The 25,553-nt window shown below is 66.7% G+C and carries 24 protein-coding genes; 13 read left to right on the top strand and 11 right to left on the bottom strand.

The window, feature by feature from the left end; genetic code table 11:
* Nucleotides 1–19: 19 nt before the first annotated feature.
* From AAFF32_RS12410 to AAFF32_RS12400, 3 genes are all read left to right on the top strand, one after another.
* Entirely contained in the window at nt 20–2,395 is a 2,376-nt protein-coding gene (locus AAFF32_RS12410) for a 3-hydroxyacyl-CoA dehydrogenase/enoyl-CoA hydratase family protein (RefSeq protein ID WP_342315340.1), read from the top strand.
* 114 nt (nt 2,396–2,509) lie between these two features.
* Complete coding sequence (locus AAFF32_RS12405) at nt 2,510–3,718, top strand: acetyl-CoA C-acyltransferase (protein ID WP_342315339.1); 1,209 nt, start codon at nt 2,510–2,512, stop codon at nt 3,716–3,718.
* Nucleotides 3,719–3,935: 217 nt separating this feature from the next.
* Nucleotides 3,936–4,388 (top strand): glycine zipper 2TM domain-containing protein, encoded by a 453-nt coding sequence (locus AAFF32_RS12400; protein WP_342315338.1) that lies wholly within the window; start codon nt 3,936–3,938, stop codon nt 4,386–4,388.
* 67 nt (nt 4,389–4,455) lie between these two features.
* Here AAFF32_RS12400 and AAFF32_RS12395 read toward each other — a convergent pair whose 3' ends face one another.
* From AAFF32_RS12395 to cmk, 10 genes are all read right to left on the bottom strand, one after another.
* Nucleotides 4,456–4,791, bottom strand: a complete 336-nt coding sequence (locus AAFF32_RS12395; RefSeq protein ID WP_216957974.1) for a tRNA-binding protein — start codon at nt 4,789–4,791, stop codon at nt 4,456–4,458.
* A complete protein-coding gene (locus tag AAFF32_RS12390) occupies nt 4,788–6,134 on the bottom strand; it encodes an FAD-binding oxidoreductase (protein ID WP_342315337.1) in 1,347 nt (448 codons plus the stop codon). The genes AAFF32_RS12395 and AAFF32_RS12390 overlap by 4 nt, the downstream gene beginning before the upstream one ends.
* Nucleotides 6,135–6,174: 40 nt before the next feature.
* Nucleotides 6,175–7,074, bottom strand: a complete 900-nt coding sequence (galU, locus tag AAFF32_RS12385; RefSeq protein WP_216957976.1) for a UTP--glucose-1-phosphate uridylyltransferase GalU — start codon at nt 7,072–7,074, stop codon at nt 6,175–6,177.
* A complete protein-coding gene (locus tag AAFF32_RS12380; RefSeq protein ID WP_342315336.1) occupies nt 7,074–8,984 on the bottom strand; it encodes a nucleoside-diphosphate sugar epimerase/dehydratase in 1,911 nt (636 codons plus the stop codon). The genes galU and AAFF32_RS12380 overlap by 1 nt, the downstream gene beginning before the upstream one ends.
* A 40-nt stretch (nt 8,985–9,024) precedes the next feature.
* Nucleotides 9,025–9,993 (bottom strand): lipopolysaccharide biosynthesis protein, encoded by a 969-nt coding sequence (locus tag AAFF32_RS12375; protein ID WP_342315335.1) that lies wholly within the window; start codon nt 9,991–9,993, stop codon nt 9,025–9,027.
* A gap of 4 nt (nt 9,994–9,997) precedes the next feature.
* A complete protein-coding gene (lapB, locus tag AAFF32_RS12370) occupies nt 9,998–11,176 on the bottom strand; it encodes a lipopolysaccharide assembly protein LapB (protein WP_216957982.1) in 1,179 nt (392 codons plus the stop codon).
* A 3-nt stretch (nt 11,177–11,179) separates the two neighbouring features.
* A complete protein-coding gene (locus AAFF32_RS12365; RefSeq protein ID WP_216957984.1) occupies nt 11,180–11,443 on the bottom strand; it encodes a lipopolysaccharide assembly protein LapA domain-containing protein in 264 nt (87 codons plus the stop codon).
* A gap of 97 nt (nt 11,444–11,540) precedes the next feature.
* Nucleotides 11,541–11,861, bottom strand: coding sequence for an integration host factor subunit beta (locus tag AAFF32_RS12360; RefSeq protein ID WP_216961677.1), 321 nt, complete (start codon nt 11,859–11,861; stop codon nt 11,541–11,543).
* Between the two features lie 93 nt (nt 11,862–11,954).
* Nucleotides 11,955–13,643 carry a 30S ribosomal protein S1 gene (rpsA, locus tag AAFF32_RS12355; RefSeq protein WP_342315334.1) on the bottom strand — a complete coding sequence of 563 codons (1,689 nt, stop codon included), beginning with the start codon at nt 13,641–13,643 and terminating at the stop codon, nt 11,955–11,957.
* 182 nt (nt 13,644–13,825) lie between these two features.
* The gene (cmk, locus tag AAFF32_RS12350; RefSeq protein ID WP_342317274.1) at nt 13,826–14,503 is read right to left on the bottom strand and encodes a (d)CMP kinase; all 678 of its coding nucleotides are present in this window, start codon (nt 14,501–14,503) and stop codon (nt 13,826–13,828) included.
* A gap of 186 nt (nt 14,504–14,689) precedes the next feature.
* Between cmk and ykgO the strand changes: the two genes are divergently transcribed.
* From ykgO to AAFF32_RS12300, 10 genes are all read left to right on the top strand, one after another.
* The gene (gene ykgO, locus AAFF32_RS12345) at nt 14,690–14,815 is read left to right on the top strand and encodes a type B 50S ribosomal protein L36 (protein WP_010342887.1); all 126 of its coding nucleotides are present in this window, start codon (nt 14,690–14,692) and stop codon (nt 14,813–14,815) included.
* 206 nt (nt 14,816–15,021) lie between these two features.
* On the top strand, nt 15,022–15,351 hold the full coding sequence (locus tag AAFF32_RS12340; protein WP_216957990.1) for a hypothetical protein: 330 nt from the start codon (nt 15,022–15,024) through the stop codon (nt 15,349–15,351).
* Nucleotides 15,352–15,355: 4 nt separating this feature from the next.
* Nucleotides 15,356–16,393, top strand: a complete 1,038-nt coding sequence (locus tag AAFF32_RS12335; RefSeq protein ID WP_216957992.1) for an agmatine deiminase family protein — start codon at nt 15,356–15,358, stop codon at nt 16,391–16,393.
* Between the two features lie 120 nt (nt 16,394–16,513).
* Nucleotides 16,514–17,401 carry a carbon-nitrogen hydrolase gene (locus AAFF32_RS12330; protein ID WP_216961680.1) on the top strand — a complete coding sequence of 296 codons (888 nt, stop codon included), beginning with the start codon at nt 16,514–16,516 and terminating at the stop codon, nt 17,399–17,401.
* An 80-nt stretch (nt 17,402–17,481) separates the two neighbouring features.
* Entirely contained in the window at nt 17,482–18,339 is an 858-nt protein-coding gene (locus AAFF32_RS12325) for an SDR family oxidoreductase (RefSeq protein ID WP_342315333.1), read from the top strand.
* Nucleotides 18,340–18,377: 38 nt separating this feature from the next.
* Nucleotides 18,378–18,944, top strand: coding sequence for an N-acetyltransferase family protein (locus AAFF32_RS12320; protein ID WP_342315332.1), 567 nt, complete (start codon nt 18,378–18,380; stop codon nt 18,942–18,944).
* Nucleotides 18,945–19,418: a hypothetical protein gene (locus tag AAFF32_RS12315; RefSeq protein ID WP_342315331.1), complete on the top strand. Its 474-nt coding sequence runs from the start codon at nt 18,945–18,947 to the stop codon at nt 19,416–19,418.
* Nucleotides 19,419–19,445: 27 nt separating this feature from the next.
* Entirely contained in the window at nt 19,446–20,054 is a 609-nt protein-coding gene (locus AAFF32_RS12310) for a TetR/AcrR family transcriptional regulator (RefSeq protein WP_216958000.1), read from the top strand.
* Nucleotides 20,055–20,075: 21 nt separating this feature from the next.
* Entirely contained in the window at nt 20,076–21,002 is a 927-nt protein-coding gene (locus AAFF32_RS12305) for an alpha/beta fold hydrolase (protein ID WP_342315330.1), read from the top strand.
* A gap of 147 nt (nt 21,003–21,149) precedes the next feature.
* Entirely contained in the window at nt 21,150–22,355 is a 1,206-nt protein-coding gene (locus tag AAFF32_RS12300) for a TraB/GumN family protein (RefSeq protein ID WP_216958002.1), read from the top strand.
* A 78-nt stretch (nt 22,356–22,433) separates the two neighbouring features.
* Here the strand turns inward: AAFF32_RS12300 and AAFF32_RS12295 are convergent, their stop codons facing one another.
* Nucleotides 22,434–25,547 (bottom strand): efflux RND transporter permease subunit, encoded by a 3,114-nt coding sequence (locus AAFF32_RS12295; RefSeq protein ID WP_342315329.1) that lies wholly within the window; start codon nt 25,545–25,547, stop codon nt 22,434–22,436.
* Nucleotides 25,548–25,553 lie beyond the last annotated feature (6 nt).

The following is a 25,553-nucleotide window of genomic DNA, read 5'->3' as shown; positions in this document are numbered from 1 at the left end:
AACCAAGGACTTGCATACCATGTCTAATAAACTGCTTGCACGGCGCGTCGCCGTGCTCGGCGCCGGCGTGATGGGCGCGCAGATCGCTGCCCACCTGACCAACGCGGGCGTCGACACCGTCCTGTTCGACCTTCCGGCCAAGGAAGGCGACCCCAACGGCGTGGTCGGCAAGGCCATCGCCAATCTGGCCAAGCTCAGCCCCGCTCCGCTGGCCAGCAAGTCGCTCGCCGAGCGCATCACGCCGGCCAACTACGAGACCGGCCTGGAACAGCTGCGTGGCTGCGACCTGATCATCGAGGCCATCGCCGAGCGGATGGACTGGAAGCAGGACCTCTACAAGAAGATCGCGCCGTTCGTGGCCGAGCACACGATCCTGGCCAGCAACACCTCGGGCCTGGGCATCAACAAGCTGGCCGAAGTGCTGCCGGAACAGCTGCGCCACCGCTTCTGCGGCGTGCACTTCTTCAATCCGCCTCGCTACATGCACCTGGCTGAGCTGATCCCGGCCAAGACCACCGACGCCGATGTGCTGACGGCGCTGGAAACCTTCCTGACCACCACGCTCGGCAAGGGCGTGGTGATCGCCAAGGACACCCCGAACTTCATCGGCAACCGCATCGGCGTGTTCTCGATGCTGGCCGCCATGCACCACACCGAGCAGTTCGGCCTGGGCTTCGACACGGTCGACGCGCTGACCGGCCCGGCCATCGGCCGCCCGAAGTCCGCCACCTACCGCACCGCCGACGTGGTCGGCCTGGACACGATGGCGCACGTCATCAAGACCATGGCCGACACCCTGCCGGACGATCCGTGGCACAAGTACTTCAAGGCGCCCAAGTGGCTGGCGGCGCTGATCGAGAAAGGCGCGCTGGGCCAGAAGACCGGCGCCGGCGTGTACACCAAGCGCGGCAAGGACATCCTCGTGCTCGACCTAGCCGCGCAGGACTTCCGCGCCTCGGCCGGCGAGCTCGATGCCGGTGTCGCCGCCCTGCTCAAGGAAAAGGATCCGGCGAAGAAGTTCGCCGCCCTGCGCGCCAGCGAGCATCCGCAGGCGCAGTTCCTGTGGGCGATCTTCCGCGACAGCTTCCACTACAGCGCCTATCACCTTGAATCAATTGCCGAAACTGCGCGCGATGTCGACTTCGCCATGCGCTGGGGTTACGGCTGGTCGCTGGGCCCGTTCGAGACCTGGCAGGCCGCGGGCTGGAAGCAGGTTGCCGACTGGATCGCCGAGGACATCGTGGCCGGCAAGGCCATGAGCAGCGCACCGCTGCCGGACTGGGTGTTCGACGGCCGCGACGGCGTGCACGACAAGGACGGCAGCTACAGCCCCGCGCGCAAGGCGCAGGTGCCGCGCTCGTCGAATCCGGTCTATGCGCGCCAGCGTTTCCCCGACCCGGTGCTCGGCGAGAAGTTCTCGCAGGGCCGCACGGTGTTCGAGAACGACGGCATCCGCATGTGGGCCGACGAAGGCGACGACATCGCCGTCGTCAGCTTCAAGACCAAGATGCACACGGTCAACGACCACGTGCTCAACGGCCTGCAGGAAGCCGTCTCCATCGCCGAGCGCGATTTCGCCGGCCTGGTGATCTGGCAGCCGAAGGAACCGTTCTCCGCCGGCGCGGACCTGGCCGGTGCGCTGGGCCTGTTGCAGGCCGGCGACGTGAAGGGCTTCGAGGCGATGGTCGCCAACTTCCAGGCCACCAGCCAGCGCATCAAGTACTCGCTCGTGCCGGTCGTCGCGGCCGTGCGCGGCCTGGCGCTGGGCGGCGGCTGCGAGTTCCAGATGCACGCGGCCAAGTCCGTGTTCGCGCTGGAAAGCTACATCGGCCTGGTCGAAGCGGGCGTCGGCCTGCTGCCGGCCGGCGGCGGCCTGAAGGAATTCGCCGTGCGCGCCTCCGAAGCGGCCGGCCCGGGCGGCGACGTGTTCGCGCAGCTCAAGACCGCGGTCGAAAGCGTGGCGATGGGCAAGGTGTCCGCGTCCGCGTTCGAGGCGAAGGAACTCAAGCTCGCGCGCGAGGGCGACGCCGTCGTGTTCAACGCCTTCGAACTGCTGCACGTCGCCAAGGCACAGGCGCGCGCACTGGCCGAATCCGGCTACCGCCCGCCCCTGCCCGCACGCCGCATCCAGGTCGCCGGCGACGTCGGCATCGCCACGTTCAAGATGATGCTGGTGAACATGCTGGAGGGCTACTTCATCTCCAAGCACGACTACGAGATCGCCACGCGCATCGCCACCGTGCTGTGCGGCGGCGAAGTCGATCGTGGCGCGCTGGTGGATGAGGAATGGCTGCTCAAGCTCGAACGCGAACACTTCGTCGCGCTGGCGCAGATGCCCAAGACGCAGGAACGCATCGCGCACATGCTCAAGACCGGCAAGCCCTTGAGGAACTGAGATTCGGGACTCGAGATTCGGGATTCGCAATAGCGGCTCCCGAAACTCGCACTTCCCGCTTTCATCGAATCCCCAATCCCGAATCTCGAATCCCGTCACGGGAGAAATCAGACAATGACCAAGCAAATCCAAGACGCCTACATCGTCGCCGCCACCCGCACTCCGGTCGGCAAGGCGCCGCGCGGCGTGTTCCGCAATACCCGTCCCGACGAAATGCTCGCCCACGTGCTCAAGTCCGTGGTCGCGCAGGCACCGGGCATCGACCTGGGCCGCATCGACGACGCGATCATCGGCTGCGCCATGCCCGAAGGCGAGCAAGGCATGAACGTGGCGCGCATCGGCGCGCTGCTGGCCGGCCTGCCCAACACCATCGCCGCGCAGACCATCAACCGTTTCTGCTCGTCCGGCCTGCAGGCCGTGGCGATGGCGGCCGACCAGATCCGTCTGGGCAACGCCGACCTCATGCTCGCCGGCGGCACCGAGTCGATGTCGATGGTGCCGATGATGGGCAACAAGGTCGCGCTCAGTCCGCAGGTCTTCGCAAAGGACGAGAATGTCGCCATCGCCTACGGCATGGGCATCACCGCCGAGAAGGTCGCCGAGGAATGGAAGGTCTCGCGCGAGGAGCAGGACGCGTTCGCGCTCGCTTCGCACCAGAAGGCCATCGCGGCGATCCAGGCCGGTGAGTTCAAGAGCGAAATCACGCCGTATGAAGTGATCTCGCGCATTCCCGACCTGGCCGGCAACCTCGTGCGCGTCAAGAAGTCGATCGTCGAGATCGACGAAGGCCCGCGCCCGGATTCGTCGATCGAAGGACTCGCCAAGCTCAAGCCCGTGTTCCGCAACGGCCAGTTCGGCGGCAGCGTCACCGCGGGCAACAGCTCGCAGATGAGCGATGGCGCGGCCGGCGTGCTGCTTGCGTCGGAACAGGCGATCAAGGACTACGGCCTGACACCGCTCGCGCGCTTCGTCAGCTTCTCCGTCGCCGGCGTACGGCCGGAAGTGATGGGCATCGGCCCGATCGCGGCGATCCCGAAGGCGCTCAAGCAGGCGGGTCTGACGAAGGATCAGCTGGACTGGATCGAGCTCAACGAAGCCTTCGCCGCGCAGGCGCTGGCGGTCATCCGCGACAGCGGCCTGGATCCGTCCAAGGTCAATCCGCTGGGCGGCGCGATCGCACTGGGCCACCCGCTGGGCGCGACCGGTGCGATCCGCACCGCGACCATCGTGCACGGCATGCGTCGCCGCCAGCAGAAGTACGGCATGGTGACGATGTGCATCGGCACCGGCATGGGCGCGGCGGGTATTTTCGAAGCGTTCTGACGCCGCACGCATGCAGTACCCGAACGGGCGGCCGCGAGGCCGCCCGTTTGCGTTGCGGCCTTCTCGCCCTCTTCACGTCGCTGTCGCACCGCTGAGCCGAGCATCACGATGCGCCGTCTCGTTGAAGTCGTGTCGCAGGCAGGCGCCGGGGGCCCCCCTTCCCACGCCGGGAGTCATACGCCCTCGCCCCCGCTCGACCTTCGACAAGGAGAACTCCATGTTTAAGCGCAATCCCGCAGGTTCCATGTTGATCGCCATGTTGCTGACGCTGCTCGCGGCGTGCGCCACGACCACACCCGGCTCCATGCAGGGCGCCGTGGAAGTCCGCTCCGGCGTGATCGAGCAGATCACCGACGTCCAGATCTCCAACACCAAGACCCGGGGCCTGGGAGCAGTGGTCGGCGGCGCACTCGGCCTGGGCGTTGGCAGCCTGATCGGCGGCGGCACCGGGCGCGATGTGGCGATGGTGCTCGGCACGATCGGCGGCGCGGTCACCGGCAACCAGGTCCAGCGGCGCAACCAGCAGCCGATTCCGGGTCACGACATCATCGTGCGACTCACCAACGGCGTGCTCGTGTCGGTGACACAGGAGCCGACCAACCTGCGCGTCGGACAGAAGGTCTTCATCCAGGGCAGCGGCGAAGACGCCCGCGTGACGCCGGCGAAGTAAGTCCACTGACGACGGAACGAAAGAAGGCGGCCGCGGCCGCCTTCTTTGCTTGCGGGTCTGCGTGATCTCAGGCCATGCGGGTTCCGTTGGGGACGGGTCGCTCGATGGTGGTGATCACCACGCCCTCGTCCGTCGGGAATCCGGTCAGCAGGAATTCCGAGATGAACGGTCCCACCTGCTTGGGCGGAAAATTGATGACGCCGACGATCTGGCGGCCGACGAGATCTTCGGCGGAGTAAAGATGCCTGACCTGCGCGCTGGTCTTGCGCACGCCATGCGGGCCGAAGTCCACCCACAGTTTCCACGCGGGCTTGCGTGCTTCGGGGAACTCCTCCACGCGCTGCACTGTGCCGGCGCAGAGCATCACCTTTTCGAAGTCGCCCCAGCTGATCGTCTCGCTCATCCTGCCCTCGCCCGCTCCACGCGGTCTTTCCATTCGTCCTGGAGTTCGGCCCACCAGTAGCTCAGTTGCGCGCCGATGAAGCCGACGGGCTTCATCGCCGATACCAGCCCATAGTGGCTCAGTTCGCGCCAGCGTTCGTCGCCCTGCGCGATTGCGCTGGCCAGCAGTTCGCCCGCGAACGTCGTCGGTGCGACTCCGTGCCCACCGAATGCCTGCGCCAACCACAGCCCATCATCGATCGCGCCCAGTTGCGGCATCTGGTGCCGCGCATAGCTCATCAGCCCGGACCAGGCGTGATCGATGCGCACGCCATCCAGTTGCGGGAACACCTTGAGCATGTCGGCGTAGAGCAGCTTCTCCACTTCCGCTGGGGAACGGTCGCGCACCGAAATGCGCCCGCCCCACAGCAGCCGCGTATCGGGCAACGGGCGGTAGTAATCGAAAGCGAAGCGCGTGTCATAAACGGCCGCGCGCGTGGTCATGATCTCGTCCAGACGCGCGTCCAGAGGCTGCGTCACCATCACATAGGTCGCGATCGGCAGCACGCCGGCATCCACTTCCTCACGCAATCCGGCCAGATAGCCGCCACAGGCGAGCACGACCTGGTCCGCCTCCACCGCACCATCAGGGGTGCGCACGCGCCATCCCCGACCATTGCGTTCCAGCGCGATGGCGGGCGACTGTTCGTGGATCGCGACACCCTGCGCCATCGCCGCACGGGCAATCCCACGTGCGTACTTCAGTGGGTGGAAATGGAAGGCCTGGGGCTCGAAGAGGCCATCGTGGTAGCGCTGCGTCCGCACCCGTGCGCGCAGGTTTTCAGTCGCAACCCATTCCCAATGCACGTCGTAGTTCCGCTGCAGCAGCGCCTGTCGCTCACGCAGCACGCGAGGATCACGGAACCAGTTGGCCCACAGCACGCCCGCGTCGACGCGGTCGCAATCGATGGCGTAACGATCGGTGCGGGCGCGGATCAGTTCGACCGCCTGCGTGGTACCGGTATAGAGGCGGCGCGCGCGATCGGGCCCCAGCTCACGCATCAGGCTGTCCTCGCCGCGCGAGAACCCGCCGAACACGAAACCGCCGTTGCGCCCCGACGCGCCAAAGCCCACCCGGTGCGACTCCAGCAGGACGACATCGCGCACCCCGCGTTCGACCAGGCCCAGCGCGGTGTTGAGGCCGGCGAACCCGCCTCCGACCACGCACACGCTCGCGGAACTCGCGCCACGCAGCTGGCCGAACCCGAGCTCACGCTCGGGGACGGTCGCGGTGTAGTAGTTGGAACTCAGGCCGGTCATCGCCATGGACACCTTCGCGGCCGGCGGATACGCGGCCGCTTGCATCCACACAGTCTAGCGACGCGACGGGCCTTCCTGCGCGGGCTCAGCCCAGCTCTTCGACGCCCAGTTCGGACAGCGCGTTCTGCATCAGCTGACGCGCCGAATCGCTCAGCTTCTCGTGGTCGAGCGCATAGCGGATCGTGGCTTCGATGAGGCCAATGTGCGTGCCGCAGTCGAAGCGCGTGCCCTGGAAGCGGTACGCGTTGACCGCCTCTTCCTGCAGCAGCGCCGCGATGGCGTCGGTCAGCTGGATCTCGCCGCCGGCACCGGGCTGCGTGGACTCCAGCAGCGAGAAAATGCGCGGATTGAGCACGTAGCGGCCTACAACGGCGAGGTTGCTCGGTGCCACTTCGGGCTTGGGCTTCTCGACGATGCCGCGGATGCGACCCTGGCGCGACTGGAACGGGTCGGTAGCCACGATGCCGTAGCTCGCGGTCTGCTCATGCGGAACATCCTGCACGGCGATCATGCTCGCGCCCGTGGCTTCGGCCGCGTCCGCCATCTGCTTGAGTGCACCCGGGCCGCGATTCCAGATGAGATCGTCCGGCAGCAACACGGCGAAGGGCTCATCGCCCACGACCGGCTTCGCGCACAACACGGCATGGCCCAGGCCCAGCGCTTCGGCCTGGGTAACGAACACTGCGCGCACGCCTTCGGGGAGCACGTTGCGCACCAGTTCCAGCTGTTCGGTCTTGCCGCTGCGCTCAAGCTTCTGCTCAAGCTCGTAGGCCTTGTCGAAGTAGTCCGCGACGGCGTGCTTGTAGCGGTTGGTCACGAAGATCAGCGTGTCGCAACCGGCCTCGATGGCCTCATCGACCGCGTACTGGATCAGCGGCCGATCGATGATCGGCAGCATTTCCTTCGGAACCGTCTTGGTGGCCGGGAGAAAGCGGGTCCCCAGACCGGCGACCGGGAAAACAGCCTTGCGAATGCGTGCGGACATCAAACCTTCCTGGCGTTACGTGCGGGAAACGCCACCACGGTGGCCGATTCCTGGTAATCAGGATGTGCACCCACCGGCTGGAACTCCGGCACGGCCATCCGCAGAAGGTGGCCGAGCAGGTCCAGGTCGTAACGGACACTCGCGTCGCGCAGCTGCCCGATCGCGTTGTCGATATGCGCGGCCGAAACATCTCGCGGCTCGGCCTGCAGGATCTTGGGATGTGCCGTTTGACGGTAGCGCTCATCCGCGTGGAAAAGCGTCTCGTGCAATTTTTCACCGGGCCGCAGACCGGTGTAAACCACGGCAATGTCGCGCCCAGGATGCTTGCCAGCCAAGCGGATCATCTGCTCTGCGAGCAGGCGGATCGGCACGGGCTCGCCCATGTCGAGGGTGTAGATGGCTTCATGCGTGCCGATCGCCGAGGCCTGCAGGATCAGCTGGCAGGCTTCGGGGATGGTCATGAAGAATCGCGTGACCTCCGGATCGGTCACGGTGACCGGGCCACCGGCGCGGATCTGTTCGCGGAACAGCGGCACGACGCTGCCGGCCGAATCGAGCACGTTGCCGAACCGCACGGTCACAAAGCGCGTGGCGCGCTGGCCGGCCAGCGACTGGCAGGCCATCTCGGCAAGCCGCTTGGTCGCACCCAGCACGTTGACCGGATCGACCGCCTTGTCGGTGGAGATGAGGACGAAGGTGCCCACGTCCGAGTTACGGCAAGCGCGGGCGACGGTCTCCGTGGCCAACACGTTGTTGCGCACCGCCTCTCGCAACTGCAATTCGAGCAACGGCACCTGCTTGTACGCGGCTGCATGGAATACGGCATCGGGCTCGGCGAGCTTGAGCGCGTGCGCGATCACGGCCGGATCGCCGCAGTCACCGAGGACGGAGATGTACTCCAGGTCCGGGAAGTCGCGCTTGAGCGCGGCCTCGGTCGTGGTCAGCGCAAGTTCGTCGATCTCGATCAGGGCGATGCGACGCGCGCCGTGACGAGCGCACTGACGGCACAGCTCCGAGCCGATCGAACCACCGGCACCGGTGACCAGCACCGAGCGCGCACCGAGCCAGCCGCGAATCGCCTTCCAGTCCGGAAGCACGGGCTTGCGGCCGAGCAGGTCTTCGATCGCGACTTCCTTGAGCTCGCCCGGCAGCGAACGGCCTTCGAGCACATCCTGGAGCTTGGGCACCATGCGGAACGGCAGGCCGGTGCGTTCGCAGGCGACCACGACGCGCTGCAGCGCATTGGCATCGGCGGACGGCATGGCGATCACCAGCAGCTTCGCCGCGGTTTCGCGGGCGATCTCGGCAACGTCCTGCACGCGGCCCAGCACGGGCACACCTTGCACCTTGCTCCCGCGCAGACGCACGGCGTCGTCGAGGAAACCCACCGGCTGATAGGTACCCGAACGGCGCAGGTCGCGCACCAGCGCCTCACCCGCATGCCCGGCGCCGAGAATGAGGATGCGCACCGATGCCTTGGTGGCCGATTCGACGCGGCTGTCCTTCCATGCGCGGTACAGCAGTCGCGGCGCGCCGAGCATGCCCATCAGCACGAGCGGATACAGCACCAGGACGGTGCGCGGGACGGTTCCCAGACGGTTGTAGAGGAACAGGCCCAGGACGATGGCGAACAAGCCCAGGACCGATGCCTTCAGGATGTTCCAAAGGTCGGGAACGCCGGCGAAGCGCCAAAGCCCTCGATACAGGCCGACCTGCCAGAACACCAGGCCCTGGGCCGCGAGGACCAGGGCGATCTCGGCCGACCACAGCGGGATCGTAGGCGCATTGGCCTCGATGCCCCAACGCAGACGATGCAGGGCCTGCCAAACAACCCAGACCATCGCGAGATCGTGCGCAACCACCGCAACGCGCGGCAGGCCGCCTTTCAACCGATCACGCCATGAGCTCATCCTTCGCCCCTTCTTCGTCTTTCGAACTGCCAATATTCAATCAGGAAGCTGCGCCCGAGAATTTCTTCTGCAGGGCAAGCCAAAAAAAAGCGCAGCACATATACCACGCAGCTGTGGTACCGGCGATGAAGAACGCATCACGCGGTGCAACCCCCCAGCCCAGAAGTATGACCAATAGCAAAATGGCTGCATAGGCAAGGGTTACGCGACCGTGACCGGTGCCTCGAGCCCAGGCCTGATAGGCATGCTGTGTATGAGGGGTCCACCAACGCTCGCCTCGCAGGAGGCGACGCAGGAGGGTCAGGCCGGCGTCGACCAGGAACACCGAGACCGGGAGCAGGACCAGTGTCGCCTTGTCGCCAAGGCGCGCGCCCGCCACGGCGCACAAGGCGCCCAGGGCAAAGCCGATCGCACCGCTGCCTACGTCGCCCATGAAGATGCGCGCGCGCGGGAAATTGAAGGGAAGGAAGCCCGCGCAGCCTGCCGCCAGGGCCAGCGCCAACAGGCTCCAGGCCCCGCCGGCCAGCGCGGCCAGTCCCAGGGCCGCGATCAGCGCCTGGCTCGCGGCCAGGCCGTTGATACCGTCCATGAAGTTCCAGACGTTGGTCAGCACCAGCGTTCCGGCGAATGCGGCAATGCCCACCAGCACCGAGTCGTACGCATCGCCGATGACCCGCGCGAAAAGCGCCGATGCCAGGACATGGACGCCCAGGCGCAACCACGGTGACAACGGCCGGTGATCGTCCACCCAGCCAATGCCCGCCACGAGCAGTAGCCCGATGCCGAAGGCGAGCATCAAAGGCGCCTGATCCGGATGGCGCACTCCCAGCGCGGCCGCCGCGACCAGCAGCGAGATCACGATCGCGATGCCACCGCCGCGCGGCGTCGCCACGGTGTGGCTGCGCCGCTCACCGGGCTGGTCCACCAGCGCTTGCCGGATCGCGTAACGGCGCGCGAGCCACGTGCCCGCCACCGCGATGCAGAAATGCAACACCAGCCATTCGAGCATGCGATCAGACCACCGCGTAGTTCAGCAGCGGCTTGATCGTGCCCCACTCCTTGCAGCTCGGGCACTGCCAGTGGTGGCTGCGCGCACCGAAACCGCAACGGTTGCACCGGTAGCTCGGATTGCGCACGAGCAACTGGTCGGTGATGTGCTTCAGATCGTGCAGCGTGGCCGCAGGATCGGCACCTTCGGCCAGGGTCAGGTCGATCAGCGCCGCTTCGCCTCGCACCGAAGGACGATCCTTCAGCTGGCGCGCCAGGTATGCGCGTGCCGCCGGCACACCCTCTTCGCCTTCGACCATGCGCGTAAGCGCAAGCACCGGCGCGATGCCGCGGTAGTGCTCGGTCATTTCGGCCAGGAACGCGCGCGCGCCGGTGGCATCGCCCACGCGGGCATAGCAATCCAGCAGCGACGGCAGGATCTCCGGCAGGTAGTCCGGATCCACACGCGCCACGCGTTCGAATGCGCGGATCGCGCCGGCGTCGTTGCCTGCGTCCACTTCCAAACGCCCCTCGATCATGCCGGCACGAACAGAGTTGGCATCGGCCTCGTAGGCGCGCTTGACCGCTTCGCGCGCGGCGTCGGTGTCGCCTGCAACACGATGGCGATCGGCCAGCTCGCATTCGAACTGGGCGATGAGCTTGCCCATGGGCTCGCCCGTGGCCTCTTCGTAGCGGCGAGCATTCTCGATCGCCTTGTCCCAGTCGCGCTCGGACTGGTAGATGCCGATGAGATGACGCAGTGCCAGCGGCGCGCGCATGTCCAGCGCGACCAGATCGGAGAAGACGGTCTCGGCGCGATCGAGCAGACCCGAGCGCATGTAATCCTCGCCCAGCGCGAGCAACGCCTGCACGCGCTGCTGGTCGCTCAGGCCCGGACGCTGCACCAGCGCCTGGTGCAGACGGATCGCGCGATCGACCTCGCCGCGACGACGGAACAGATGGCCGAGCGCGACCTGGGTTTCGAAAGTGTCCTTGTCGAGTTCGGCGATGTGCAGGAACAGCTCGATCGCTTTGTCGGGCTGTTCGTTGAGCAGGTAGTTCAGGCCGCGGAAGTAGGTCGTCGAGAGCCGGCTGACCTGTGTGTCGCTATGCCGCTCGCCGCCACGACGGCCGATGATCCAGCCACTGACCGCCGCGATGGGCAGCAGAAGAAAGAACCAGAACCACTCACTGATGAAAGCCATGCATCAACTTCCGGAAGTGGGCGCGATGTTCGCACCCGGACGTTCGGCGCGCGCCAGGCGACGGCGCAACGGCAGGACCACGCTGGCGCTGATCGCCAGACCACCGATCAGCACGCCCAACAGCAGTGCGACCAGCAGCGACACGCCGAGGTTGGTCGACAACCGCGAGAATCCCAGATCGACCATCACCGGCGCGCGATTCAACGCGCCCACGATGGCACCTGCCGCCAGACACGCGATCGCGATGAGGAAACGGAGCAGGCGCATGACGGCCTCCAGGGACCGCGTTGGTCTGCGTTAGCTTAACGGACCTTGTTCGCAGGTCCAGAGGAAGGACGGCGCCAGGGCGCCGCGATGCCCTGCCCTACTCGGCTTCGTCCAGCGGCACCACGCCGCTGACGCGCTCGCGCAGTTCCTTGCCGGGCTTGAAGTGCGGGACGTGCTTGCCCGGCAGCGCGACGGACTCGCCCGTCTTCGGGTTACGACCCAGGCGCGGCGGACGGTAATGCAGGGAAAAACTGCCGAAGCCGCGGATTTCGATCCGCTCTCCGGTGGCGAGCGAGCCTCCCATCATTTCCAGGAGCGCCTTCACCGCCAGATCCACGTCCTCGCCCTTCAGATGGGCCTGACGCTGGGAGAGGATCTCGATGAGTTCGGACTTGGTCATGCACGCTCGGGCTGGAATCGCCGCGCGAAGGCGGCCGGTTGCGAGGGGCTCGTATGTCGAAGGCGGCCCGGACGAGCCGGACCGCCTTCGTTTGCAACGCTACAGCGGGTATTACTCGGACTTGTTGCCCAGCTGCTCGCGCAGCAGCGCGCCCAGCTTGGTCGTGCCGCTGGAGGCATCGGCCGAGGCGCGGTTGTAATCCGCCAGGGCTTCCTGCTGCTCGGCTTCGTCCTTGGCCTTGATCGACAGCTGCATCGAACGGCCCTTGCGGTCCGTGCCGATGATCTTGGCTTCGATTTCCTGGCCGAGCTTCAGGTACTGCGAAGCGTCTTCGACGCGCTCCTTGGCGATGTCGCGGGCGGCGATGTAGCCCTCCACGCCATTGTCCAGTTCGACGGTCGCGCCCTTGGCGTCGACTTCCTTCACGGTGCCCTTGACGATGGAGCCCTTGGCGTTGGACGCCACGTACTGGCCCATCGGGTCCTGCTCAAGCTGCTTGACGCCCAGGCTGATGCGCTCGCGCTCCGGGTCCACGGCAAGAACAACGGCTTCCAGCGTGTCGCCCTTCTTGAAGTTGCGGACCACGTCTTCGCCGGTGGTGTTCCAGCTGAGGTCGGACAGGTGCACCAGGCCATCGATACCGCCGTCCAGGCCGATGAAGATGCCGAAGTCGGTGATCGACTTGATCTGGCCCGACACCTTGTCGCCCTTCTTGTGGATGGCGGCGAAGGTTTCCCACGGATTGCTGGTGACCTGCTTCATGCCCAGCGAGATGCGGCGACGCTCCTCGTCGACGTCCAGGACCATGACCTGAACCTCGTCGCCGACCTGCACGATCTTGGACGGGTTGACGTTCTTGTTGGTCCAGTCCATCTCGGACACGTGCACCAGGCCTTCCACGCCCGGCTCGATCTCGACGAACGCGCCGTAATCGGTGACGTTGGAGACCTTGCCGAACACGCGGGTGTTGGCCGGGTAGCGACGGGCGATGTTGTCCCACGGATCCTCGCCCAGCTGCTTCAGGCCGAGGCTGACGCGGTTGCGCTCGCGGTCGTACTTGAGCACGCGGACGTCCAGCTCCTGGCCGACTTCCACGACTTCCGACGGGTGACGCACGCGCTTCCACGCCATGTCGGTGATGTGCAGCAGGCCGTCGATGCCGCCCAGGTCCACGAACGCGCCGTAGTCGGTGAGGTTCTTGACCACACCCTTGAGGATCGCGCCTTCCTGCAGCTTCTCGAGCAGCTGCTCGCGCTCAACGCTGTACTCGCTCTCGACCACCGCACGGCGGGAGACGACGATGTTGTTGCGCTTGCGATCGAGCTTGATGAGCTTGAACTCGAGTTCCTTGCCCTCGAGGTAAGCCGAGTCGCGCACCGGGCGCACGTCGACCAGGGAGCCCGGCAGGAAGCCGCGCACGTCCTTGATGTCGACGGTGAAACCGCCCTTGACCTTGCCGCTGATGCGGCCGGTGATGGTCTCGTTCTTCTCGAGCGCCTGCTCGAGTTCGTCCCACACCATGGCGCGCTTGGCCTTCTCGCGCGAGAGCACGGTCTCGCCGAAGCCGTTCTCGATCGAGTCGAGTGCGACCTTGACTTCGTCGCCCACGCCCACGTCGATCTCACCGGCGTCGTTCCGGAACTGTTCGATCGGCACGATGCCTTCAGACTTCAGGCCGGCGTTGATCACCACCACGTCGCCGCGGACTTCCACGACGACGCCGGTGACGATGGCGCCCGGCTTCAGCTTGGCCAGATTGGTCTGGCTCTGTTCAAACAGTTCGGCAAATGATTCGGTCATTGTTGAAATACTCGGTTGAACACACGGGCCGCACCGGCTGTCAGGGCCATCCACGTTGGAAGGCATCAAGCAGCGCGTGGTCGACCCACCCGTTGTGTGGCGCGATGAAGCCACGCCATGTGTTGTGGTTGAACCATCGCGGGATTGCGATGGCACTTGCTTCTGCAGCGGTCGAAACGCACTCAGCGCGCAGGCAGCAATGCCAGCACGCGTTCGACGACGTCTTCAATGCCAAGACCGGTGGTGTCGATGCGAACGGCGTCATCGGCCGGTCGCAACGGTGCCACCGCGCGACTGGCATCGCGGGCGTCGCGGGCGAGGATCTCCCGCAGCAGACCGTCTAAATTAACGGAAACCCCCTTGTCTTTCAACTGCTTATAGCGCCTTTCCGCTCTTTCTTCGGCGCTGGCGGTCAGAAACACCTTGTAGGGGGCGTCCGGGAAGATCACCGTGCCCATGTCCCGCCCGTCGGCCACCAGGCCCGGGGGCTGCCGGAAGACGCGCTGGCGGTCCTTCAGGGCGGCCCGCACCTCGGGAATGGCCGCAATGGCGGACGCGGCCGCCCCGGCCGTCTCGGTGCGCAGTTCGTCGGTGGCGTCCACCTCGTTCACCACGATCCGCAGCTCGCGGGTGGACGGATCCTCGATGAACTCGATCTGGGTATCGAAGGTGCAGCGCACCAATGCCGCCGGATCGGCCAGATCGACGTCCGCCCAGCCGGCGGCCACGGCGACCGCGCGGTACAGGGCCCCGGAATCCAGGTAGTGCCAACCCTGGCGGGCGGCGACGAGACGGCTGATGGTGCCCTTGCCGGAGCCGGAGGGGCCGTCGATGGTGAGGACGGGAACGCTGTTTTGCAGGTTTGGGCTGTTCATACGAACATTATGCAGCCCCGCCTGCGCGACCCGAAAAGCGGGCGTGCGCCCTGCCTCGACGGCGGGCCACGACAATTCTTTCGTGCAACCACTTGATCGATCGGGAATTTACCGGCTAGAATCGCGGGCTTCGTTCCGTATCCACCTATTTACCTGTAGCCGAGGTCTGTCATGAAGGTCCTGTCCTCTCTGAAGTCGGCGAAGGCCCGTCACCGCGACTGCAAGGTCGTTCGCCGCCGTGGCAAGGTCTTCGTGATTTGCAAGTCGAACCCGCGTTTCAAGGCGCGTCAGCGCTGATCCATCCGTTCGGCGCCCAGGCGCCGGACTGAAACGCGAAGCGGAGGCCGCCCCCGGGCGGCCTTCTGCTTTGTGGCGTCCCCGCGCGAAGAACGGCTCTCGCCGCTTCGATCCAAACCTCCAAAACGTGACGGCCGCGCGCTGCCGGGCCGTCGGGGGTTGTGCGTACAATCCCGCACTACCAAGGGGATTCTAGGGGGCTCGTCATGAAGCATCGCATCGTCGCCGTTCCGCTGTTCGCTGTGCTCGCCCTGTCCGGTGTCGCCTCGGCCGACACCTTGCTGGTCGAGCGCGTCCAGGAAGAAAACCAGGCCGTCCTGCCTGCACGTGGCCAGACCATGGCGCAGGTGGAAGCCAGCTACGGCGCGCCCGCGCAGAAGCTGGAGGCCGAGGGTGGACAGAAGCGCCAGTGGCCGACCATCAATCGCTGGGTCTATCCGTCCTTCACCGTGTACTTCGAGAAGAACAAGGTGATCGACGTGGTGGCCAACAAGGCGAGCGCCGAGGAAATCGGGCCCAAGCCGGCCATCCGATGAGGCTATGAACCAGACCGCACACGCACGCTTTCCCGCCGAGTGGGAACCCCAGTCGGCCGTCCTGATCGCCTGGCCCAATGCCGACACCGACTGGGCCGATCGCCTGGGCGAAGTCGAGGAAACCTACATCGCCTTAGTCGCGGCCATTACCCGCTTCCAGGACGCGATCGTGTGCGTGGCGGACGAGGACGTGGAGGCGTACGCGCGTGCGCGCCTGTCCTCGGCCCGGATCGACATGTCGAAGGTGCGCTTCGTCGAAGCGCCCTACGACGATACGTGGCTGCGCGACTCCGGCCCGATCACCCTGCGCGAGGCCGACAGCTTCCGCCTGCTCGACTTCCGCTTCACCGGCTGGGGCGGGAAGTTCGATGCCAGCCAGGACGACCTGCTGGTCGAGCGCCTGACCGACGCGGGACTTTTCTTCAAGAGTTCGCGCCAATCCATTGATTTTGCTCTGGAAGGCGGCGCGATCGACACCGACGGCGACGGCACGCTGCTGACCACCTGGCAGTGCCTGCACGAGCGCCACCCCGAGGCGTCCCGCGAAGAGCTGACCAGCAAGCTCGCGGACTGGCTCCAGCAGGACCGCGTTCTGTGGCTCGACCACGGCTACCTGGAAGGCGACGACACCGACGCCCACGTCGACACCCTCGCCCGCTTCGCGCCGAACGACGCCATCGTGTTCCAGGCCTGCGACGACGCGTCCGATTCGCACTACGCCGAACTCAAGGCGATGGGCGAAGAGATCGCCGCGCTGCGCACGAAGGACGGCAAGCCGTACCGCCTGTTCCCGCTGCCGTGGGCTCAGCCCATCGTCGACGAAGGCCGCCGCCTGGCCGCCAGCTACGCCAATTTCCTGATCGTCAACGGCGCCGTGCTGATGCCCGCCTATGGCGACGCGGCCGACGCCAAGGCGCAGGCCGTGCTGGCCGAAGCCTTCCCGGGCCGCGAAATCGTGCCGGTGCCCTGCCGATCGCTGATCTGGCAGAACGGCAGCCTGCACTGCATCACGATGCAGTTGCCCGAGGGCGTCGTCGCCTGACCATCTACGGACGGCCCCGCCGTCCGCAGCGTTCCATCCACGTTTTCACGTGCGTCATGCGCGCGGCCTACAATTGCGGGCCGCAGCGCCCTGCGCGCGAACCACGATTCCGGGATGAAGATGAAGAAAACCACCCTCCCCGTAGCGCTGATCCAGGAGCGCAACCATGGCGACGCCGAAGCGAACCTGTCGGTGATCGAGCAGCGCGTGGCCGAGGCCGCCAAGCGTGGCGCCAAGCTCGTGCTGCTGCAGGAGCTGCACAACGGCCCGTACTTCTGCCAACACGAGGACGTGCGCGAATTCGACCTGGCCGAAACCATCCCCGGCCCGAGCACGCAGCGCCTGGGCCCGCTGGCCAAGCAGCATGGCGTGGTGCTGGTCAGCTCGCTGTTCGAGAAGCGTGCGACCGGTCTGTACCACAACACCGCGGTGGTGTTCGAAGCCGACGGCAGCGTCGCCGGCAAGTACCGCAAGATGCACATTCCGGACGATCCGGGCTTCTACGAGAAGTTCTATTTCACGCCGGGCGACATCGGTTTCGAGCCGATCAACACCTCCGTCGGCCGTCTCGGCCTGATGGTGTGCTGGGACCAGTGGTACCCCGAAGGCGCGCGCCTGATGGCGCTGGCCGGGGCGGAGCTGCTGCTCTACCCGACCGCCATCGGCTGGGACCCGGACGACGAACAGGCCGAGAAGGACCGCCAGCGCAATGCCTGGATCCTCAGCCATCGCGGCCACTCCGTCGCCAACGGGTTGCCCGTGCTCAGTTGCAATCGTGTGGGCCACGAAACCTCACCGCTGGGTACGTCCGGCATCCAGTTCTGGGGCAGTAGCCATGTGCTGGGGCCGCAGGGTGAATTCCTCGCCGAGGCGAAGACGGACGAGCCCGAGATCCTGATGGCCGAAGTCGACATGGAACGCAGCGAACACGTGCGTCGCATCTGGCCGTTCCTGCGCGACCGCCGCATCGACGCGTACGGCGACTTGCTCAAGCGCTATCGCGACTGACCGCCTGCGTGCCGCCTCCACGAGGCGGTCACCCCAGGGTCGCTAATTTCGCCGCTCCAATCCTGATGGGAGCGGCGGGCATGATCTGCATCACCGGTGCCGGTGGCACGCTCGGCAGCGAAGTCCTCGCCCAGTTGCAGGCCGCCGGCGCGCCGATCCGCGCCGCCTTCCATTCCGACGACAAGGCCGACGCCGCCCGCGCCCAGGGCATCGACGTCGCGCTCATCGACTTCGAAGACCCCGATTCGCTGCGCGAGGCGTTCGCCGGCTGCGAGTCGCTGTTCCTGCTCGGGCACAACGCCGTCGACCAGACGGAACTGGAACTGGCCGCCGTCGACGCGGCGCGTTCCGCAGGCATTCGCCACATCGTCAAGCAATCGGTGATGGGCGCGCAGGGCGAGGACTACAGCCTGGCGCAGGTGCATCGGCCGATCGAGATGGCGATAGAGGCCAGCGGCATCGGCTGGACGTTCCTGCGCCCGAACAGCTTCATGCAGAACGTCATGACCTTCATGAGCCCGACGATCCGCACCGAATGGGCGTTCTACAGCGCCAGCGACGACGCGCGGATCAGCCACGTCGACGTGCGCGACATCGCGGCTGTCGCGGTGCAGGCGCTACTGCACCCCGGCCAGCACGCGGGCCATGCCTACACGCTCACGGGACCTGACGCCTTCACGTACGACGAACTCGCCGAAACGCTATCGCATGCACTCGGCCGCACGATCACGCACGTCGCCCTGCCGCCCAACGAGCTGCGCTACGGCATGGCCGACTGGGGCCTGCCCGACGAGATCGCCGATCGACTGATCGACCTGGAACGCTACTTCCGCAGCGGCGAAGCGGCCCGAGTCACCGGCGACATCGAACGCATCACCGGCCGCGCGCCGCGTCGCTTCGCCGATTACGCGCGCGAGGTCGCACCGCTGCTGGGCTGACCAGGCAACCGACGCCCACGCCGGTTAGGCTTGTCGGTATGCCCACGCCCGCCTCCGAGTCCGCCGCGCCGCAAGCCGACCTGCGCATCCGCGCTGCAGTCGCCGCCGACCTGCCGGCCATCACCGCGCTGTACGCGCAGGAAGTCCGCGACCACGTCGCCACCTACGAATACCACGAGCCGGACGCGGCAGAGATGGCGCGTCGCTGGCAGGCCGTGGTCGCGCAGGGCTATCCGTATCTGGTGGCGGAGCGCAACGGCGTGTTCGCCGGCTATGCCTACGCCAGCAGCTATCGCACGCGCGAGGGCTATCGCTGGACCGTCGAGGACACCGTCTACGTGCACCCCGACCACGTTGGACGCGGCGTCGGACGCGCGCTGCTGCAGCGGCTGGTCGACGACTGCACGGCGCTCGGCCTGCGGCAGATGGTCGCGGTCGTGGGCGACGTGACCAACCTGGCTTCGATTGCCCTGCACGAGAAGCTTGGCTTCCGTACCGTCGGCGTCTTCCAGGGACTCGGCCGCAAACACGGGCGCTGGCTGGACACGGTGCAGATGCAACGAGCGTTGGGGAAAGGCAACGAAAGCGCCGTCGAGGACGCCTAGATGCGCGAGCGCGTCTTGCGCGTGGCCGTCGTTCTGGCGGCGGCCTTGGCGGCGTCGGGCTGTATCGACGACATGGTCCAGGACGCGTTCTATCCGTCGATGTCCGATGCCGTCGCCGACGGCGCGATCCGCCGCGGCTGGATTCCCGACTGGGTGCCGGCGGGCGCTACCCGCCTGCGCGAAGTGCACGAGGTCGACGCGAGCATGAGCGCGCTGGCATTCGACCTGCCCGCCGGAGCGGAATGGCCGCTTCCGCCTCATTGCAGGCCGATCCGTGCCTCGCAGGCCGCTCCGCAACGGCTGGAGCGCCCCTGGTGGCCCGAGCCCCAGGAGATGGCCCGGGACCATGATGTCTTCCAGTGCCAGGCCCCGCCGGGCTCAACCTATGACGAATTCGTCGCCCGCCGCCGGGACGGCGCAGGAGGGCTCCACTGGCGAGGCTGGTCTCCCGGGCCCGACGAACGGTCAAAATAAAACGAACGGCCGTGCTATTTTCCCGCCATGACTGTTCTGACCGCCACCAGCAAAGGCGCCGCCACCCGTGAGGCCATCATCGACCGGGCCTACGGCATCGCCTGCGCGGCCGGGCTGGAAGGCCTGTCGATCGGACCATTGGCGCAGGCGGTGGGCATGTCGAAGAGCGGCGTGTTCGCCCACTTCGGCTCCCGCGAAGACCTGCAACTGGCCGTGCTCGATGCCGCTGGCGAGCGTTTCGTCGACTTCGTCCTGCGCCCCGCGCTGAAGCAACCGCGCGGGCTGGCACGCCTGCGCGCGGTCCTCGAGGCCTGGTACGACTGGGTCCGGCAGTCCGAAGGCAGCTGCCTGCTGCTCAGCGCCGCCAGCGAGTACGACGACCGTCCCGGCCCGCTGCGCGATCGCCTCGTCCAGCATGAACGTCGCTGGCGGGTGGAAGTCGCCCGCGCCGTGGGCCTGGCGATCGAGACCGGCGAGCTTTCCGCCGACACCGACGCCGACCAGATGGCCTTCGAGTTGTATGCCCTGGCCCTCGCCGTCCATCACGATGCCGGCCTGTTCGGTTTCGATACTGCCGCCGACCACGGCCGCCGCGCGCTCGAGCGGCTGTTCCGCTCCTACGCCCCCACCGCCTGACTCCCCCACGGAGGCCCCACCGTGTACCCGCTCATCGCCAAAATTAGCACGACCGTTCGTAAAGTAACCGGATTGTATGGACTGAGGCTGTGGTTCGCGGTCGGCAGTTTGGTGGCGCCGCGGGCGACCCTCGTCCGGGCCGCCCGCCTGTTCTGCACGCCGCTGCCCTCCTCCCGCAGCCGCGCTCTGGCAGCGCCCACCTTCGGCGCGCGCGAGGACAGCATCGAGGTCGACGGCCACACCGTGACCGCCTACGTCTGGGGCGATCCGCGCCGCCAGCCCTACGTGCTTTTCGCGCATGGCTGGTCCAGCCACGGCACGCGCGTCGCCGCATGGCTGCCGCGCCTGCGGCAGGCCGGTTACGCCGTGGTGGCCTTCGATCAGCCCGCACACGGCCGCAGCCCCGGCGATCAGGCGACACTGCCCTGCTTCACCCGTCATCTGCTCGCGGTCGGCGCGCACTTTGGACCGGCGGCAGTCGTGATCGGACATTCGCTCGGCGGCGCGGCGACGGCGAACGCCCTCGCGCGCGGGCTGCAGGCCGAACGCGCCGTCTTGATCGCGCCAGCGGCCGACCCGGTGGCCGCGGCGGAGCGTTTCGCGGACCTGCTGTGGATCGGGCGTTCACTCGTGCAACGCATGTTCGACTACTTCGAAAGCCGCATCGGCCTGACATTCGACGAACAGCAGGCGCATCACACCGCGCCGCTGATCGGCCGGCCCGCGCTGATCGTGCACGACCTGGAGGACCGCGACGTGCCCTGGTCCGAAGGCGAGCGTTATGCCCGTTACTGGCCCGACTCGCGCCTGCTGACCACCCGTGGCCTGGGTCACCGGCGCGTGCTGGAAGACGATGCGGTGATCGCCGCCGTGATGCGCTTCCTGCGCGGTGAAACGGTCGGCGACCGCCTGGTTTCCACGCCGAACCTGCCCTTCGGCGTGGCCTGAGACGCGGGTTCATTGCCCGGTCCCGAATGAGGCCCTAAGCTTCCTGCAACCGATTTCCACCGACGGCGCCCCCGGGGCGCCGTCTTGCTGCAGGACCGCTGATGCACATCCCCGCTCTGCCCTCCACCCGTTCCGTCGGGCGGCCCGATGTCTGAGTCGCTGCAGGCGTTGCTCGAAAGCCAGCCCCACGCCATCGTCGAACGCGACGGCGTCCGCTACACCCTGCTGGGCACCGCACACGTCTCGCTGGCGAGCGTGGAGGCCGTGCGCGATGCCGTGGTCAGCGGCGCCTTCGACGCGGTGGCGGTCGAACTGGACCCGCAGCGCCTGCAGGCGCTGACCGACCCGGATGCGATGGCGCGGATGGACCTGGTCGAGGTCATCCGCAAGGGCAAGACCGCGTTGTTCGCCGCCAACCTCGCGCTGGCCGCCTACCAGCGACGCCTGGCCGAGCAGTTGGGCATCGAGCCCGGCGCCGAGCTCAAGCGCGCCGTGCTGGAAGCGCGCGAACGCGACCTGCCCGTGCACCTGATCGATCGCGACGTCGGCCTGACCTTCAAGCGCGCGAGTGCGGGGCTCGGTTTCTGGGGTCGCATCAAGCTCGCCTCGGGCCTGATCACCGCGCTCTTCGTCGATGAGGAAGTAGGCGAAGCCGACATCGAGAAGCTCAAGCAGGGCGACATGCTCGAATCGAGTTTCAGCGAATTCGCCAGCGACAGCCCGGAACTCTACGAAGCCGTCATCGCCGAGCGCGACCGCTACATGGCCGCGCGACTGCGCGAAACGCACGGCGACGCGCGCGAAGTATTGGCGGTGGTCGGCGCCGGCCACCTGCAGGGACTGGCCCGTCACCTGCGCGAAGAAACGCGCGATCCCGAAGCGATCCGCACCGAACTGGAATCCGTTCGCAAGAAGAGCCGCACGCCGTGGCTGGGCATCATCGTCGTGGCGCTGATCGCCGCCGGCATCGGCGTGGGCATCTGGCGCGGCGGTTTCGCCATGGGCGCCGATCTGCTGCTGCAATGGGTCGCCTGCACCGCCGGCTTCGCTGCCATCGGCTGCGCGCTGGCGACGGCGCATCCGCTGAGCATCCTGACGGCCGCGGTGTTCGCGCCGCTCAAGCCGTTCCGCCTGGGCGTGCCCACCGGCACCTTCAGCGCACTCACCGAGGCGCGCATCCGCAAGCCGACCTATGCCGACTTCATGTCCCTGCGCGACGACGTGCAGAGCGTGCGCGGCTGGTATCGCAACCGCGTGGCGCGCGTGCTGGTGACGTTCCTGCTGACCAACCTGGGCTCGGCGATCGGCGCATGGGTGGGCGTGTTCCGCATTGGCGGGCGCTTGCTGGGCTGATACGACGCCGCAAGGCTTGCAAGAAAAAGGGCCGGAGCTTCCACTCCGGCCCTTTTCATTTCCGTGCCACTGCGCGAATCAATCCACCGAGAGTGCGGTGATCGTCGCGCCGCCGGTCGGACCTTCCACCTGCTTCCCCCGCGCGCGACGGACCATGCGCGCGGTATTGGTGCGCAGATCGTCGAGCATCGCGTAGATCGTCGGCAGGAACAGCAGGCTGACCACCGTCGAGAACGCCAGGCCGCCGGCGATCGCGCGCGCCATCGGGTAGTACGCCGGACCGTCGCCGCCGATCTGCGTCTGCGTCAGCGAGATCGGCACCATCGCCAGGATCGCCGTGCCCATCGTCATCAGGATCGGGCGCAGGCGTTCCTTGCTGCCTTCCACCAGCGCGTCGGTGCGCGACAGGCCGCGACGCCGCAGGTTGTTGATGTGCTCGATCATCACGATGCCGTTGTTCACCACCACGCCCATCAGCACCAGGATGCCGATGAAGGCCATGATGTTGAACTCCGTGCCGGTGAGCCAGAACAGCCAGAACACGCCGAACACCGAGAACAACACGCCGCTCATGATGGCTGAGGGGAACAGCAGCGACTCGAACACCGCCGCCATCACCACGTAGATCATGATCAGCGCGATCAGCAGGTTGAACATCATCTGCTTGTTCGCTTCGGCCTCGTCCTCGAAGGCGCCGGACTCGAAGGTGAAGTTGTAGCCGGCCGGGAACGCCACCGACTTGAGCACTTCCTCCATCGCCTTGCGCGCTTCGGGCACGGTGACCTTCTCGCCGAGGTTGGCCTGGATGGCGACCGTCGTCTGCCGGTTGGCGCGCTGGATCTGCGTGGCCGACGGCTTGATCGCCACGTCCACCATCGCCAGCAACGGAACGGTGCGGCCGTCCGGCGCGCGTACGGTGAAGCTGGCGACGTCTTCCATGCCGAACTTCTCGGCGCCGGCGAAACGGACCCACACCGGAACCTCGGTGTCGCCGCGACGGAACTCACGCAGCGGTGCGCCGCGCAACGCCAGGCCGACGAAGCTCGCCACTTCCTGCGCGCTGAAGCCGAAGGACGCCGCGCGCTCACGATCCACGCGCACCGACAGCTCGCTGTTCTGGTCGCCGATGTCCACGCGCACATCGCGCAGTTCCTTGCGCTTGGCGAGGATGGGCACGATGTCGTTGGCCAGCTCGACCAGCGTCTCGGTCGAATCACCCACCAGCTGCACCTGCACGTTCTGGCCGGGACCGCCGCCACCGCCGCCGCCACCGCCCTGGTTGCCGATGCCGATGTTGGCGCGGGCCGACTTCGGCAGGTCCTTGCGAAGCTGCTCGATGATGCCCTTGGACTCGCTGATCTTGGCGACGTCGAAGGTGATGCGCGTACCACCCCAACCCTGCTCGCTGTAATACGAGTAGATCTGGGTGATGTTGTACTTCTTGCGGTTGCCGTCGAGGAACTTCTCGATCTTGAGGATCTCGTCCGACATCTGCTCCTTGGTGTACGCGCCCTTCCACTGGTAGAAGATGTTCGTCTCGGTGCCGTCGTCGCCACCGAACATGTTCTTCTTGGTCAGCATGAACGGCACGATGCTCACGGCGATGATCAGCAGGATGCCGAGCACGGCCTTGCCGCGGTGTTCCAGCGTCCAGCGCAGGAACGTCGCATAGCGCTTCTGCATGCGCGGGATCAGGCCGTGTTCCGACCTCACCGCCGGCGGCGTCTTCAGTCGCGCGGAGATCATCGGGATCAGGCTCACCGCCACCAGCCACGAGGCCAGCAGCGACACCGAGATCGTGATCGCGATCTGCGACAGGTAGATGCTCAGGAAGTTGCGCTCGCCGAACAGGTTCGGCAGGAACACGATGCAGTGGCACAGCGTGCCCGCCGACAGCGCGATGGCGACGTGCTTGGTGCCCAGGATCGACGCCCCCACCGGGTTGTCCGGCATGCGCTCGCGTTCCTGGTAGATGCTTTCCACCACCACGACCGCGTTGTCCACCAGCATGCCCACCGCCAGCAGCAGGCCCATCATCGACAGGATGTTGAGCGTGACGCCGGTGAAGTACATGAAGCCCAGCGTCATCACGAAGCAGATCGGGATGGCCAGGGTCACCATCAGCGTCGACGGCCAGTGGCGCAGGAAGAAGAACAGCACCGCGATCGACAGCAGCAAGCCGATGCCGCCGGCCTCGGCCAGTTCCAGCAGCGACTTGGTGACGTTATCGCCCTGGTTGTCGATGATGATGATGCGGATGTCGCTCAGCTCGGGCTGCTTGCGGATCGCCTCCACTTCCGCCAATGCCTTGCTGGACACATCGACCAGATTCGCGTTGCGTTCCTTGAAGATGTCCAGGCCGATCGCCGGACGGCCGTCGAGACGGCGCCCGTAATTCATGCGCTGCGGCTTCAGGCGCACCTGTGCGATGTCGCCCAGGCGAACGCCGGCGTTGTTGATGACCAGGTCGCGCAGCTGTTGCAGGTCGGCGATCTCACCCACCGGCTGCACGCGCAGACGGCGACCGCCATCGTCGATCTGGCCGGCGGAGATGGAGAAGTTCACCGCCTTCAGCCGCTCGTTGAGCTCGTTGAGGCTGAGGTTGTGCGCGGTCAGGCGATCGGGATCGATCGCGATCTCCACCTCGTTCGGCGCCGCGCCCGTCACGTCCACGCGCGCCACGCCCGGGATGCGCTCGATGCGGCGCTTGAACTCGCGCTCGATCATGTCGTACGAGCCGGTCAGGTCGCTCTTGCTGGCCAGACGGACACGCAGGACCGGCTCGTCGGTCGTGGAAAACTTGAAGACGTTGTAGCGCTGCAGGTCCTCCGGCAGGTCGTCGCGGATCGCGTCGATGCGCTCGCGCGCCTCCGACGCCGCGATCGCCACATCGCGGTTCCAGTCGGAGAACTGCATGAAGATCTCGGCGCCGTCGGCACGGGCGTTCGCGTCCATGCGCTTGATGCCGGTCATCGTCGACAGGGCTTCCTCCACCGGACGCAGCAGCGTGCGCTCCACCTCCTCGGGGGTGGAGCCGGTGTAGGGAACCTGGACGAAGATGAAGGGCGGCGAGACTTCCGGGAAGGCTTCAAGCGGCAGGCGGATCGCCGCGATCAGGCCAATCACGAACAGCGACACGAAGAACATGATCGCCGTGACCGGCCGCTTGATGCTGAGCTCCGCAATGGTCATGTCGGC

Source organism: Lysobacter sp. FW306-1B-D06B (genome assembly GCF_038446665.1).
Taxonomy (GTDB): Bacteria; Pseudomonadota; Gammaproteobacteria; order Xanthomonadales; family Xanthomonadaceae; genus Lysobacter_J.
Note: the sequence above shows the minus strand (reverse complement) of the source record. Positions and strands in the feature narration are given on the sequence as shown.